Annotated in this window: 12 protein-coding genes and 1 riboswitch; of the genes, 6 read left to right on the forward strand and 6 right to left on the reverse strand. The window is 42.7% G+C overall.

What is annotated here, in order from left to right:
* Positions 1-117: 117 nt before the first annotated feature.
* Entirely contained in the window at positions 118-1,182 is a 1,065-nt protein-coding gene (locus CD004_RS23320) for a M14 family zinc carboxypeptidase (RefSeq protein ID WP_102264894.1), read from the reverse strand.
* A gap of 298 nt (positions 1,183-1,480) precedes the next feature.
* Complete coding sequence (locus tag CD004_RS24150) at positions 1,481-1,654, reverse strand: hypothetical protein (RefSeq protein WP_023626357.1); 174 nt, start codon at positions 1,652-1,654, stop codon at positions 1,481-1,483.
* Positions 1,655-1,925: 271 nt separating this feature from the next.
* Between CD004_RS24150 and CD004_RS23325 the strand changes: the two genes are divergently transcribed.
* The 4 genes from CD004_RS23325 (at position 1,926) to CD004_RS23340 (ending at position 6,479) form a co-directional block, all read left to right on the forward strand.
* The gene (locus CD004_RS23325) at positions 1,926-2,126 is read left to right on the forward strand and encodes a cold-shock protein (RefSeq protein ID WP_023626356.1); all 201 of its coding nucleotides are present in this window, start codon (positions 1,926-1,928) and stop codon (positions 2,124-2,126) included.
* Between the two features lie 409 nt (positions 2,127-2,535).
* Positions 2,536-3,771, forward strand: a complete 1,236-nt coding sequence (locus CD004_RS23330; protein ID WP_102264895.1) for an ATP-binding protein — start codon at positions 2,536-2,538, stop codon at positions 3,769-3,771.
* 801 nt (positions 3,772-4,572) lie between these two features.
* On the forward strand, positions 4,573-5,793 hold the full coding sequence (gene mtnK, locus CD004_RS23335) for an S-methyl-5-thioribose kinase (protein WP_102264896.1): 1,221 nt from the start codon (positions 4,573-4,575) through the stop codon (positions 5,791-5,793).
* Between the two features lie 44 nt (positions 5,794-5,837).
* Entirely contained in the window at positions 5,838-6,479 is a 642-nt protein-coding gene (locus CD004_RS23340; protein WP_102264897.1) for an L-fuculose-phosphate aldolase, read from the forward strand.
* A 377-nt stretch (positions 6,480-6,856) separates the two neighbouring features.
* On the opposite strand, the gene CD004_RS23345 is transcribed toward CD004_RS23340, so the two are convergent.
* The gene (locus CD004_RS23345; protein WP_102264898.1) at positions 6,857-8,620 is read right to left on the reverse strand and encodes a mechanosensitive ion channel; all 1,764 of its coding nucleotides are present in this window, start codon (positions 8,618-8,620) and stop codon (positions 6,857-6,859) included.
* 302 nt (positions 8,621-8,922) lie between these two features.
* Positions 8,923-9,501 carry a YqaA family protein gene (locus CD004_RS23350; RefSeq protein ID WP_102264899.1) on the reverse strand — a complete coding sequence of 193 codons (579 nt, stop codon included), beginning with the start codon at positions 9,499-9,501 and terminating at the stop codon, positions 8,923-8,925.
* A 224-nt stretch (positions 9,502-9,725) separates the two neighbouring features.
* Between CD004_RS23350 and CD004_RS23355 the strand changes: the two genes are divergently transcribed.
* The gene (locus tag CD004_RS23355; RefSeq protein WP_102264900.1) at positions 9,726-10,580 is read left to right on the forward strand and encodes a sulfite exporter TauE/SafE family protein; all 855 of its coding nucleotides are present in this window, start codon (positions 9,726-9,728) and stop codon (positions 10,578-10,580) included.
* A 24-nt stretch (positions 10,581-10,604) separates the two neighbouring features.
* On the opposite strand, the gene CD004_RS23360 is transcribed toward CD004_RS23355, so the two are convergent.
* The gene (locus tag CD004_RS23360) at positions 10,605-11,462 is read right to left on the reverse strand and encodes a GNAT family N-acetyltransferase (protein WP_102264901.1); all 858 of its coding nucleotides are present in this window, start codon (positions 11,460-11,462) and stop codon (positions 10,605-10,607) included.
* A complete protein-coding gene (locus CD004_RS23365) occupies positions 11,459-12,646 on the reverse strand; it encodes an FtsW/RodA/SpoVE family cell cycle protein (protein WP_102264902.1) in 1,188 nt (395 codons plus the stop codon). The genes CD004_RS23360 and CD004_RS23365 overlap by 4 nt, the downstream gene beginning before the upstream one ends.
* Positions 12,647-12,881: 235 nt before the next feature.
* On the opposite strand from CD004_RS23365, the gene CD004_RS23370 reads away from it, so the two are divergent.
* Entirely contained in the window at positions 12,882-13,721 is an 840-nt protein-coding gene (locus CD004_RS23370) for a hypothetical protein (RefSeq protein ID WP_324782378.1), read from the forward strand.
* Positions 13,722-13,955: 234 nt separating this feature from the next.
* Positions 13,956-14,136, forward strand: a riboswitch (cobalamin riboswitch).
* The last annotated feature ends 73 nt before the right edge of the window (positions 14,137-14,209 follow it).

Below are 14,209 nucleotides of genomic sequence, written 5' to 3' on the forward strand. Positions count from 1 at the left end.
GATTTTAATTTAATCTTACCGAAAATCACCAGGATACTTATATACGATAAATGTCGGGTTCCTAGAATCACAAAATAAAACAGTGTGTTCCGCGAGGGAATCACACTGCTGCAAGTCTTATTCGTCTGCTTCTTCGCTCTGTCTGTTCGTCTGGAAAGGAAGTGTATCCCAGAAGCTGGTATCCATTGTTTCGATAGAGTCATCAGCAATCGCTCTTACTGTAGCATCCAAAGTGGTGATGGTCTGCTTGATCAGGTAACCATTACTCTTCTGTCCGAGTGCATAAGACTCGATGAAATGGTCGGACATGCCGCGCATTTCGAATAATAGAGTCGAAATATCGTAACGGACAGCAGCGCCGTTGCGTCCAATATTTTCACCGGTGCCGCCGCGGTACTTGCCGATGTGGCCCCAGCCAGTATCCTCAAGTGCATTGTAAACGACTGCACCAAGCTTCTTGGAGCCTTCAAGCACCTCTGGCTTCACATTTTCATTCGTAGGATAAAGGATCGATCCAGAAACGAGTTCACCTTCTGTTTCACTGAGCGTGCCCTGGTGATGAAGGTCGATCATGTAATCGATATCATATTTTGCAAAAACATTCTCATGAAGTGCGCGTGCTTCTGGTTCCATCTCGCTCGTCTTTTTGTCATGCTCACGATTCAAATCCACATAGTTTGCGTTATAGCGGGTAAGGTGACGGTCGCCATCAGCGTGGTAATCTTCAAGTGAGAAGCCGACATCGCCCATAGCTCCGTCCGCATTCAGCATCGGTATTACAAGGATATTCACATTATCAAGTACATCACTGGTTTTACCTGTGCCTAAATGCTTGATGAATTCAAGCGCACCTTCTGTTGTCAGCTGCTCGTTTCCGTGCTGCTGCGTTAAAAACAGGATGGTGGGATTATCGGGGTTGGAGATGTACTTAGCCATGTGAATATCACGGCCTTTGACGGTCTGGCCGATCACTTCCAGCTCCATTGCCTCCTGTTTGGCATTCTGAGTCTTCAGGTAATCTACTAAACTTTCATATGTATGCAAAATCGATGTTTGTACGGAGCCATTTCCGGCACTCGGTCCATTCCCGACAGCACCTGCAGGCAGGGCCACCGCAGTCACCGCGCCAAGAGCCATCATGCTTGATAAAGAAACCGATAGAACCTTCTTTTTCAAATTCATCGTCATTCCTCCTATAAACTAGATTCACCATACATATTACTGAATTTTTAAAAAATATTTAATAGAGTATGGTACCTATTTTTCGGACAAATTTCGAGCTTCGAAATAAGTAAAAATGATAGAGTTTAAAAGTGTAAAAACGGGATTTTATAGGCAAAAAGTAATTAGTTAGGATGACTTTGGAGAAATCGCTGATCACAGATTATAGTCAGTTGGGAAAATAGAGCCTATAACAGCAAATGGTAAAATAGAATCAAAAAAAGCGTGCTCAGCTGTGGCACGCTTTTTAGTGGGTTCGTTAATTTCTCTCTAGTTCTTCTTCAAAGTAAAATGTACTTGGATATTCTTTCACAGTGTATGAATATCTTTTCATGTTTTTTACGTATTGGGATTTCATGATTGTCACTGTTTCGCCGGTTTCCTTGATATTGACCGATTGACCTGTTTTATAAATGTTGCTTGCGCTTTTCAATTAGCCACGCCCTTTCGTGTTCTTTTAATTATACCACATTTTCTGGTTCACTTTTATTAATCCATTATGGGCTTTTGTATGATTTTTTATGAAACCCTGTTTTTGGAACATTCCTAAATGCTTGCACTATCCTTTCGATTCTGTTATTCTTAGGAAGAATTATTTTTGTTCGGTATGCAAGGAAAGAACATGCACTGCTTGATTCGCCTGGATATCACTGAGACAAGAATAGTAACAAATTGTGTGGATAGCACACTAGGAGGCAACAAAAATGGAAAACGGTAAAGTAAAATGGTTTAATGCAGAAAAAGGTTTCGGATTCATCGAACGTGAAGGTGGAGAAGACGTATTCGTACACTTCTCAGCTATCCAAGGCGAAGGCTTCAAGACTCTTGAAGAAGGCCAAGAAGTTTCTTTCGACGTTGAGCAAGGCGCTCGTGGACCACAAGCAGCTAACGTTACAAAACTATAATAACGGTTTAGCCCATACAAACAAGCTCTGAGTCATCAGAGCTTGTTTTTTTATGCCCATATTCCTTTGGATAAAAAAATAAAAAAACCCCACTCCAATTGAGTGGGGTTTAATGCGGTAAAGCAATGGTTGTTCTTATTATAGCATAAGTGTTACAGACACTGTAAAAAAAGTTTTTCGGATTACAAACTTTGTTGGTTGACTGCATAACATTTTGCCCCATTTAGTTCCCTCCTAAAGATCTGAGATCAGGAAGTTAACTTCAAAAATACGACAGAAACCTTCGTAATAGACAAAATTATGCAATTTTATCAAAAATATCTGAATTTTCCATTGAAGTATCCATATGGTCAGTAGATAATAATTATGTAGGCATATATTCATATTATGGAGAACTCTGGGGGATACAATGGTAGAGTTTATAAAAGATTTGATCCTGCATTTTTCAATAATATTATCGCTCGGCTTCATGTATAACTTTCTATGGATGCAGAAGCGCTCGGTATATAAGAAGCAAATCTTTAAAATGGCCATTTTAGCGGCGCTATTAATGACAATGGCGCTGCCTGTAAGATTCCATGGTGGCATGGAATTCGACTTGAAGCTGATTCCAGTCTTCATTGCCTTTTTCTATCTAAGCAGGACTGACAGCTTTTTGCTTGTGGCTGTCCTGTTGTTATTGCAAGGTTTCGTGGAGATTGATAAGCTCTCCGTTACGGCCGTCAATTATCTGGTCATATTGATTTTATTTTTTTCGATTGAAAAATTATATAGTAATACAACTGTTAACAGAAAAATAGCGCTCGGCCTTTTTGTGTACGGCTTGATCACAACGACAAGACTTGCGGCAATGATCAACGCCGGTAAAGCAGAGGACTATCTGTACTTGCTTGTATTTTCAATCGTCTCTTTCATTGCGCTATCGGTAACCATTTATATCATTGAAATGACCAACTTGCAGCTTAAATTGATGCATGAGCTTCACAAAGCTGAGAAATTTTCAGCAATCAGCCAGCTGGCGGCCTCGGTTGCCCATGAAATCCGCAACCCAATGACCACGATCAGAGGGTTTATGCAGGTTCTCCAGGGAGAAAGGAATTTAAATGATAACCAGAATCTCTTCATCACGATATCCCTTCAGGAGCTGGACCGTACCCAGACAATCATTGATAATTTCCTCTCGCTGGCAAAACCAAATACAGGCAGCATGGCGAAAATTGATTTGAGCGAACTTTTAAAAGAAACGATTGACTTCATGAGGTCTTATTCGCATCTTGCCAATACGGAATTAGTGGAGGCGATCGATAAGAAACTTTGCATCAAAGGTGATGCCCATGAAATAAGACAGGTTTTTATCAATATCCTGAAAAATGGCATTGAAGCAATGCCCGCAGGCGGAAGCATCTACATCATCGCCAAGGTCGATAAGAATCATGTAAGAATCCAATTTCGGGATGAAGGCGTCGGAATGAATAAAGAGCAGCTCAACAGGCTTGGACATCCTTATTACTCCACGAAGGAAAAAGGCACAGGTCTCGGCATGATGATTTCCTTTGATATCATCCAAAGGATGCGGGGCCGAATCAGTGTTGAAAGTGAAGAGGGAAAAGGCACGACATTTACGATTCTGCTGCCTTGTGAGTGATAGAATATGTTTTTTGTAGAAGGGCTCTATCGGTCAAACAGAAGGCGAACGCGAGAGAAAATGTCCGATAGCAAAGCTCTATCGGCCATACGGAAGGCGAACGCGAGAGAAAGTGTCCGATAGCAAAGCTCTATCGGCCATACGGAAGGCGAACGCGAGAGAAAGTGTCCGATAGCAGAGGTCTATCGGCCAAACCGAAGGCGAACGCGAGAGAAAGTGTCCGATAGCAAGGCTCTATCGGCCAAACGGAAGGCGAACGCGAGAGAAAGTGTCCGATAGCAAGGCTTTATCGGCCAAACAAAAGGCGGAAGCGAGAGAAAATGTCCGATAGCAAAGCTCTATCGGATAAATAGAAGGCGAACGCGAGAGAAAATGTCCGATAGCAGGGGTCTATCGGCCAAACAGAAGGGGAACACGAGAGAAAGTGTCCGATAGCATTGCTCTATCGGACAAACGGAAGACGGAAGCGAGAGAAAGTGTCCGATAGGAGAACCTACCGTACAAAGCAAGCGAGAAAACGAGAATGTAAATGAAGGAGAAGACTTGATAACGGTATTCTTTTATTATTGATAGGAATACGAAGATCGCATTAAATAACTGCTTGTCGGGGTTGAGCAATCGCTTCTCCTTTTCGGTTTGTCTAGTTGCGGCTCCTGACTGGTGGAGGTGCTAGTCTATGTCGCTTCCGCTTTTCTTGTTTAGGAGTAATTTTTAGTGCGGCGAAATACAATCTTAAGATATAATAATTTTTAAAAGATTTTAATAATTGTTTGAACGGGAACGGGAAAGGGGAAGTACACCATGGCTGATTTTAATACTTATTTTTTGATGAATGCTGATGAGGTCATTTCATATGTAAAAGAGAAGACCGATTTTTTTGATAGAGATGCTGAATTAAAGTGTACCGAAATTGGGGATGGCAATTTGAATTACGTTTTCCGCGTGATTGATGAGCAATCGGGCACGTCATTGATTGTTAAACAGGCTGGTGATACTGCGAGGATTTCGGATGAGTTCAAGCTTTCTACTAATCGGATCAGGATTGAGTCAAATGTGCTTAAGCTTGAGAGTGAACTGGCACCAGGTTTGGTCCCGGATGTATACCTGTTTGATGATGTGATGAATTGCTGTGTGATGGAGGATCTCTCTGATCATACAATCCTCCGTACAGCACTAAATGAAGGTTGTATTTTTCCGAAGCTCGCGGATGACCTGACAACTTTCATGGTCAATACGCTTCTGCTCACTTCTGATGTAGTTATGGAGCATAAGGCGAAGAAGGCGCTGGTGCAGGATTATATCAACCCTGAATTGTGCGAAATTTCTGAGGACCTTGTATACTCTGAACCTTTCACTGACCATAACAACCGAAATGATTTGTTCCCACCGAATAAGGAATGGATAGAAGAGAATATTTATGGCGATGACAAATTGCGATTTGAGGCTGCGAAGCTGAAGTTTGCTTTCATGACCAATGCTCAGGCACTTGTGCATGGTGATCTGCATTCAGGCTCTGTTTTTGTAAAAGAAGATTCTACAAAAGTGATCGATCCTGAATTTGCGTTTTACGGACCGATGGGTTATGACGTTGGAAACGTGGTGGCGAACCTGATGTTCGCATGGTCGCGCGCATATGTAACAAATGCTGATGATAAGTATGTTTCCTGGCTTGAGCAAACAATTAAAGATACGGTAAATCTTTTTGCGGAGAAATTCCTGGCAAGCTGGAAGGAAAACGCCCAGGATATCATGGCAAAGGAACAGGGATTTGATCGCTGGTATCTGGATTCGGTTCTTCGGGATACGGCATCGGTAACTGGTATGGAGATGATTCGCCGTATTGCAGGGTTGGCAAAGGTAAAGGATTTGACGACGATTGCTGATGAGAAGCAGCGTGTTATAGCGGAGAGAGTCTGCCTGGCAGCGGCAAAGCAGTTCATCTTGGAATCATCCAGCTACAAAACAGGCGAACAATTTTTAAAAGTATTAAAGGATTCAGCTTCAAGCCATAATATGCGATAATAGGACGTTCCCTATCTAGATTTTTAGAAAGAGAGGCGCATCATATGTTGCTTCTGGAAGAACGGATGAAAGTCGTAGAATACGGCAAGAAAATCATGACAAGCGGCCTGACTAAAGGGACAGGTGGAAATATCAGCATTTACAATCGAGATAAGCAGCTGGTTGCCATAAGTCCGAGCGGGATTGACTATTACGAAACGAAGCCAGAAGATGTGGTCATCATAAATTTGAATGGCGAAATCGTCGATGGCAGCAAAAAGCCGTCGAGCGAGCTAGACATGCATTTGATTTTTTACCAGCGCCGCGATGATCTAAGCGCGCTTGTCCACACCCACTCGCCATATGCTAAAACGATTGCGACACTTGGCTGGGACATTCCGCCGATCACTTATTTGGTGGCATTTGCAGGTCCGAATGTAAGATGTGCTCCCTATGCAACATTCGGAACGAAGGAGCTTGCGGAAAAAGCATTTGAAGGCATGGTCGATAGAAGAGCTGTGCTGTTGGCAAATCACGGTATGATTGCCGGTGCCCATAACATTGAAACAGCCTTTACAGTCGCTGAGGAAATCGAGTTCAGCGCCCAGATCTATTACCAGGCAAAAGCGATTGGCGACCCAACAGAACTCAATGAAGAAGAAATGGCACGCCTGTCCAAGAAATTTGAAAGTTACGGCCAGAGATGACCCTCTATTTTGAGGGTTTTTCTTTTTGGCGGACTTATAAAGTAGATATTATACCAAAACATATAAAACCCTATCGATCCAACCTTTCATCTATATTTCATAAAAGTGAATCACAAAGTCACCAGATTATGCTATGATTATTAAAAGAAAAAAATGGACTGATTGGATAGTTTTACTAGAGGGGGACAGGCTGGCTATGAGAGCGAGGACAAGGAAGAGTGAACCTTTTTCATTTGATAAACTGAAGGATTTTTTCACTACTGTGATTCTGCATCTTAGTTTTTATGCCTTCATCGTGTTTCTCGTCGTTTTTTTCATTGATAATTTTAGTTAATACATAAAAACACAGCTGCCATCACGGCAGCTGTGTTTTCTTTTTATGGATTCATCGGATCGTTATCGTTATGAGGATCCATAGGATTATTGTTTCTGTTCTGGTTCGGATTGTTCAGGTTTGGCTTAGTTCCAGGGTTCTGGTTCGTGTTGTTCAAGTTTAGTCCATTACCAGGATTCTGGTTTGTATTGTTCAAGTCTGGTCCAGTACCAGGGTTCTGATTCAGGTTATTCAAGTTTGGCGGTGTTGCCGGGTTCGGGTTGACAGGGTTGTTCTTTTTCATTTTCTGCTGTTGAACCGCCTCTTGATCAATGCTGGTTTTTTCGATTTTTTCATCGAATTTGGCCAGGTATTTGGAAGCGAAGTTCTTGCCGCCCAGGCCGAATGCCAAGCCGAATGCGAGCGCCAGCCCTCCAAGTGTCAGAATGAACGCGGCATTTACAATTGCTGGTGCTACTCCGAGCTGGTCAAGTGCCATGAAAACAGCGATCGTGATGATTGCATATTTTGCGACAGTTGCCAGTACATTTGAAGAGTCCCCTTGCAGTATACTGCTGAGTACTTTCTTTGCAAGACCGCCGAGCCATAGGCCGACACCAAGAATGACAATCGCGGCGATAACATGAGGCAAGTAGGCAATTACGCCTCGTGCCAGGTCGACGAAGAAATCAAGATTTACGACGTTTAATGCTTCAGCCACAAATAGCAGGACAACAATGACCTGGACGATATAGCCGATAATTTCCGATAAGCTTAATGAGTTAGGACGCTTTGCTGCGCCACCTACACTTACTCCTTTAAAATAAGAATCAAAACCAATTCTTCTTAATAAATCAGTTGTGAATTTCTTCAGCCATTTTCCAAGCCACAGGCCAATCATGACAAGGATGATGGCCACAACGATATTTGGAATCATCGTCAGGATGTCATTTAGCATCGCGATGGCTGGTTCAGAAATACCTTCGACATCAAGGCGCTCAAGAGCAGCGATGACCGTCGGAATCAAAATCAATACGAAGGCAATCGTGCCGATCACTCGTGAAAGGCTAGTGCCTTCAAATAAACGGGAAAGCCCGAAACGCTGAACTAATTTTTCAGTGCCAATGCTTTGTAAAAAGTTCGTCAGGATATCACGGACGATTTTAGCGACAAAGTAACCGACTAAAAGAATTAGCGCGGCTGCAAAAAGTTTAGGAATGAAGGAAAGGATTCCCTCAATCATGTTTTCGAATGGCTCAGAAACGCCTTGCAGGTTCAGTGCGGACAATACTGCCGGCAGGGCCATCAGCAAAACTAGATAGAATACGATATTTGCGACCGTATCGACGGCGTTCGTCGTTTGCTGGTTGTCATCTGTAAGCTTGTACTTGCTTAATTTTTCATGGACACCTAGCGTCTTGCCGCCTTTCTGGATCAGGAATTTCAAGCCGGAAGCGATCAGCCAGGCAAATAACAGGATTAATCCGGCTTTCAGGATGTTAGGGATCGCTGCGGCAATCGTTGAGAACATTCCGACGAGCGGCTCCGTCAAAACATATAAATCTAAGATATTCAGGAACATAATGAAGACAAATACTAGAATCAAGATATAGACAATCTTACTGATGATTTTCTCAGCTGAATACTTCTTATTATTTACATTTGAAAAAAGCTTGTTATCAAGGCTGGTTTTCTGCAACCCCTTGTATACTGCTTTTTCGATTAGTTTTGCGACAAGCCATCCGACGAGCAGGACTGCAAGCGCAATCAGCACATTTGGCAGTTTGCCAAGAATGCTGTCCCAGCCATTATAAAAATTATTGTTCAAACTTCTCACTCCTTATTTTAATTGGACTTACAAACTGATCCTGCGGATGCGTATGGATAAGTAGAAGAAATAGCGCAGCTTCAGCCTGTGAAAAAAGTACTTAGTTAGCTAGCAAGCATATTTTAATCTACCCAAATATTATCTATGTAAACAAAGCGGAGAACATTGTCTAATGAGGAAGATGTGTTTTTGGAACTATCGATATAAAGAGGGAGAGTAGAGGGATTTTAATGATGTATTCACTTGGTGAGCGATTGATTTAAGAGGGTCGTTAAACAATAAAAAACCGGGCAATCGCCCGGTTATGCTTTCTTTGATCTTTTTAAATATGCGTAAATCAGGTATCCGAAAATCACGACGACTCCTAGAATAATCGTGAGCATGGCGAAGTTTTCTTCGATGAATGGCATTGCTTTGTCACCTAGAGCAACGATGATAGCTGCTTCAAGGAAGAAGCGCAGGCCTCGTCCAATGATTGACCAGATGATAAGTGTTGGAATCTTCACATTGGAAATTCCCGAAAAAATCGTGAACACTTTGTATGGAATTGGAGTGAATCCAGCTATTAAAATCGCCATCGCACCGTACTTTTCGAAGTACCCTTCTACTAGGGCGATTTTTTCTTCTTTTATAAAATAACGCAGAATTGGACGGCCAACTTTTTTACCGATGTACCAGCCAAGTAGTGCACCGAGCACGGATCCGGCTGTTGTGATGAATGCGTACCACAATGCTCGGTCAGGGTTCGCGATGCCCATTGGGATCATCAAGACATCAGGCGGGATCGGGAAAAAGGAAGATTCCAGGAAAGACACGAAGAATAGTCCCCAGGAACCAAATTCAAGCAGCCATTCTTCAAACGCATGTATCCATTCAGACATTAAGCAGTATCTCCTTTAAGTTGTTATAGGAAGGCCGCAAAATGAGCCTAGTAAAAAGTATACCATGTTTAATTCTGCTAGAGCCAACTATTTCAGCTATGAGATGATCGCATTCCATGGGCGGGTTTTAAGCGGCCGTAGGTAAGAGATAAGTCAGCGATCATTTATTTAAAGGATAAAAGTGGTACTCTATAAAGGAACTCGATTTAAAGAGGGAGTTGTCTATGGAATACACAATCTATTTGCTGCTGGGCGGCTTGATCAGTGTCCTGTCTGGATTTTTCGGTGTGGGAGGCGGCTTTATCCTGACGCCCATTTTACTGTTGATCGGTTTTTCGCCGCTAGAGGCAATCACGACAAGTTTGTTTTTTACTGTGGGCACATCCATTTCTGGAATTACAGCGCATATCCGCCTGAAGAATATCCTTTGGAAAGAGGGGTTGATCATGGGGGCAAGCGGTATTGTTGCGACGCAGCTGGCAAGGCCGCTTGTATATGCTCTTGAAGCGCGAGGGTGGGATGAAGTCGTCATTCCATTCTTCTATATTATACTCCTGTTATATTTCGCGATTAAAATGATTCGTCAGGGCAAAAAGGCAGACGACGGGAACCCTGCCCCAACTTCTTTTTCAATAACAAAGCTATTGGCGGTTGGCTTTGTCGGTGGTTTTGTTTCTGCAACACTGGGAGTGGGCGGCGGGTTCATCATCGTACCGCTGATCATTACATCGCTGGGCTTCGATCCGAAGAAGGCAGTCGGAACGAGTTTATTTGCGGTATTGCTCATCGTTTCAGTGGGGTTCATTTCCTATGCGGTCAATACTGAGATCAATTACATCATTGGATTGATGCTGATTGCTGGCACGCTTGTCGGCTCCCAGTTCGGCGCAAGAATGACTGGTTATTTTGAAAATAGGGAAATGAACGCGATGCTTGGCCTGCTTTATCTTGCAACTCTGGCAGGGGCTTTGCTGAAGTTGTTTGATTTGAATAAAACTGGGCTTTTGATCATTGGAATATTCATTGTGTATTTTTTTGTAAAATCACTACTTAAAACAAGGGTAATGAAAAAAGGCTGAGCTGGTGGTCAGCCTTTTTTCTATTTAAGCTTCCGAGGTGAATGGATGTTTTCTGAACTTAGGAAGCTCCAGTCCTGGTCTCCTTTTTACAAATAATGCTCCATCTCTTTTAAAAGGACACCGCTGAAACTGGAGGTCTTTGTTATCAGGTGTGAAGTGGAATTCAATTTCGTCTGCTTCTCCAAAGCAATCGACAATGTTTTTAATATTAACAGGCGATGTACTGATAACATCATACAGCTGGACAAGGCGGTTTTCCTTTGTGAAAATTACAACCGCGTCTTCTTCTGGATGGTAGTAAAGATGTTCAGGAAAAACATTCAGGATATGGTACATAGTAATCCCGGAGGAATTGGCAGTCGAAAAGGTTTCTGAAACTGGCACTCTTCTGTAAACCGCTTTTTCGATAAGTGCAAGGTCACGTGCCAACTCGAGTTTCCTCAAAACAATTGGCCTGTGCCCAGCAGAAACCTTTGTCGAATACAGATACTCATCAACTTTTTCAAAGCCAAACTTCGGGTAAAAATCCAGCACGCTGTCATTTGCGAACAGGTACATAAAATCATATTTCCCCTGATAGGCATCCAAAACTTGGTTCATTAAGCCAGCGGACAGGCCCTTGCCCCGATATTCCGGATGGGTCATGACGGTGCCAATCTGCAGGGCTTGATAGCTTTTTCCTTCAATAATAAAATCGAGCTCGTTGACTGATACATTGGCAACTATCCGGTCGCCATCAGCAAAAGAGAAAGGGATGTATCGCTCTCCCCAATATCCATGTTCATGCCAGCTTTCAAAATCAATTCCGAAAACACCAAGTGCCAGCTGCATGAAGCTTTTTCTCAAAGTTTCATTCTCACGGTAATGGCTTACTAGCTTCATATATCAAAACTCCTGTCTTTAGAGGCAAACATGTATGTTTTATGATGGAACCGAATGCCGTAAATCAATCCCATCGCCAGCATATTGCCCATAAGCGAACTGCCTCCGTAACTGATGAATGGCAGTGGGATACCGGTAATCGGGAGCAGCTGGATCGTCATCCCAATATTCTGAAAGACGTGGAAGGTGATCATGCTGATGACACCCGCGCTGATGTAGGTATTGAATGGATCATTCGTATCCAGAGCAGTTTTTGTCAAATGATAGATTAACAAGAAGTAAAGGCTGATGACAAAGCTGCCGCCTGCAAAGCCAAATTCTTCGCCAATGACGCTGAAAATGAAATCTGTATGGCTTTCTGGAATATAGACTTCACTTCCATTGATCCCTTTTCCTGTAAGCATGCCGGAACCAATGGCACTGAGGGATTTTTGGAGATGGTAGCCATATTCAGGGTAGCTCTCTGGGTCAAGCCACGCATAAATGCGCCCAAACTGATACGTTTTTACACCCAGGTATTCCTTTAGGATTTCCGGTTTCCAAATGACGAGATACAATATGCCTCCTCCTAGTGCCGCACCTCCGCCATAAAGCGGCAGGATGATTTTCCAGGTGATACCTGATACAAGGATGATTCCGGTGAAAATCGCAAGCACGACGAGAGAGGTTCCCAGGTCAGGCTGCAGCATAATCATTCCGAGTGGCAAGCCGGTTATGAAACCAAGCTTGATGAAAAGCAGGAAGTCAGTCTGAAGTGTCTTTCTTGTATGCTTTTTATGGTGGGCATAAATCGTGCTGCTAAGCGCAAGAATCAGAAAGACTTTCATGAATTCTGAAGGCTGGATGGAACCGAATGGCTCGATGAAAAACCAGCTTTTTGCGCCATTCCTTTCCTCGGCTATGCTGGCAGGAGCGAAAAATAAGAAGATAAGCAGGAAGACTCCGAAGCCGTACAAATACCAGCTGAGCTTGCGGTACTGTTCACTGTCGAACATCATCACAACCCCAATGATCCCTGACCCAACGACGTACCAAAAGATTTGTTTGTATAAAAAGTTCTGTCCAACATATTGGCCTGTTCTCTGTGCGCTGTAAATCGCGAAGCAGCTTGTCAAAAAGAACAACAATAAAAGGAGCGTCAATGTCCAATCAAACCGATCAAATTTTTTAATAGGCTTTTCCATTTGCTACACCCTGTCTCAATCCGTTTTTACAATATTATGCTAGCAGAGTTGAATTATCCTTACAATCCCTGATAAGGTAACATTTCCCTGTGTAATTAATAGACGAATTAAATGGGAGAATAGTTTCTTTTGTAATAGGGATTCTTTTAACGTGTTAGTACGATAATAATTATGTTTTTGAAGAGTCAGAATAAGATATTTTCATGTGTTTTTGTTAGAATGGAAGGAGTGTTATTTGTACGGAGTCAGAGTGCCTCTGGCAATCATGCAGCTGAGAATTTTCCGGGAGGTTGTGCCTTTGAAAAAGAACCATCCTTATAGCAGGGATTTACTATATGTCCACTTGAACGAGCGGGACCAGTACGTGCTCTCGCATGGTATGGAATTCCATGAATTTGCAAGGTCATTGTCTGATTCGCTTAACCATTTGCTGCTGTTGAAGCATCGCTATGAGGATGGTGAGTTCAATAGACATACCTTATTTGAATATGTACCTGAAGACAGCGTCGAAAAGTTGGTCTCAGCAAATGTCCATGCATACGGGGATTTTTGCTGGATCGATTTTGAGGATGTGGAAGCGCTGAATGTGCTGACAGCCCAGGAGATTGCCGAGCTTCTTTATCTAGGCCATATCAAGCACCATTTGAAACAGCCATTTTATAACCAGCTCGATAATCGCTTTGTTTACCTTTCCCATGAGGATGGCTGGTTCAACAAAATATATTACCGCAACTTCAATGATTTTTTTAGGATGCTAGGAACGGTTCTTTCTGGAAAGCTTGGGGAAATGAAACCAGAAAAAACACTGCTCGGGATCAGGAAAAAGAAGTCCTATCCAGCTGTCAGCAAGGAGATCCTGAAATCATTGACGCCGGCATTAAAAGAAGGAGCGGTTTTTTCGCTGAAAAACATCCAGCAAAACCGCAACAGAATTGAAATACCGATTTGGATCATCGGAGATTTTGCCAATATGGATGACATGCATGATGAATATAAAGAAGCAAGCCGCAGCAATCCGGACGGCAGGCTTGTCTTTGATAAAAAAGTGAAAGAATGGAGTCTGCTAGCCCAATAAAGCTGTTTTTGTAAAGATTGTTGTTAAAATCCTAAAGCCGATTTTAACGTGATAAAAGTCATTTTGTAAGTCGGTACTAAAGCGTCAATTTTGTAAAGAAACTTAGGTAATACAATCCTATTTTGTAGTCAATAGCAACAAAGTTTGAGAAAAGAGCCCCCTAATATAGTCGAAAAAGCAAAATTTTTGGAGCAATTTTTGGCAAATCGTGTATAATGGGATTTAGCGGAAAATTACATATCGAAATGAACGGGTGTCTTTTTAAACAAGACTTAATAGGGAAGTTGGTGAAAATCCAACGCGGTCCCGCCACTGTAAATGGGAGCAAGCTGCAAATGCCACTGTACAAATGTATGGGAAGGCGCAGCGAGCATTGACCATGAGCCAGGAGACCTGCCTGTCCATTGCACCAACAAACCTACGAGGATAGGGAGGTGCCGACAGGCTCTATGTCTTTTATGATGATAAAAACATTTGCTTACTCGGAC

Origin of the sequence: Mesobacillus jeotgali (genome assembly GCF_002874535.1) — a bacterium.
GTDB classification, from domain to species: Bacteria; Bacillota; Bacilli; order Bacillales; family Cytobacillaceae; genus Mesobacillus; species Mesobacillus jeotgali.

Bases quoted from the DNA above. Each gene is read 5' to 3' on its own strand.
- mtnK (WP_102264896.1), top strand. From the start codon at position 4,573: ATGGCTGATTTTAATACTTATTTTTTGATGAATGCTGATGAGGTCATT.
- CD004_RS23355 (WP_102264900.1), top strand. From the start codon at position 9,726: ATGGAATACACAATCTATTTGCTGCTGGGCGGCTTGATCAGTGTCCTG.
- CD004_RS23320 (WP_102264894.1), bottom strand. From the start codon at position 1,182: ATGAATTTGAAAAAGAAGGTTCTATCGGTTTCTTTATCAAGCATGATG.
- CD004_RS23340 (WP_102264897.1), top strand. From the start codon at position 5,838: ATGTTGCTTCTGGAAGAACGGATGAAAGTCGTAGAATACGGCAAGAAA.
- CD004_RS23325 (WP_023626356.1), top strand. From the start codon at position 1,926: ATGGAAAACGGTAAAGTAAAATGGTTTAATGCAGAAAAAGGTTTCGGA.
- CD004_RS23330 (WP_102264895.1), top strand. From the start codon at position 2,536: ATGGTAGAGTTTATAAAAGATTTGATCCTGCATTTTTCAATAATATTA.
- CD004_RS23350 (WP_102264899.1), bottom strand. From the start codon at position 9,501: ATGTCTGAATGGATACATGCGTTTGAAGAATGGCTGCTTGAATTTGGT.
- CD004_RS23365 (WP_102264902.1), bottom strand. From the start codon at position 12,646: ATGGAAAAGCCTATTAAAAAATTTGATCGGTTTGATTGGACATTGACG.
- CD004_RS23360 (WP_102264901.1), bottom strand. From the start codon at position 11,462: ATGAAGCTAGTAAGCCATTACCGTGAGAATGAAACTTTGAGAAAAAGC.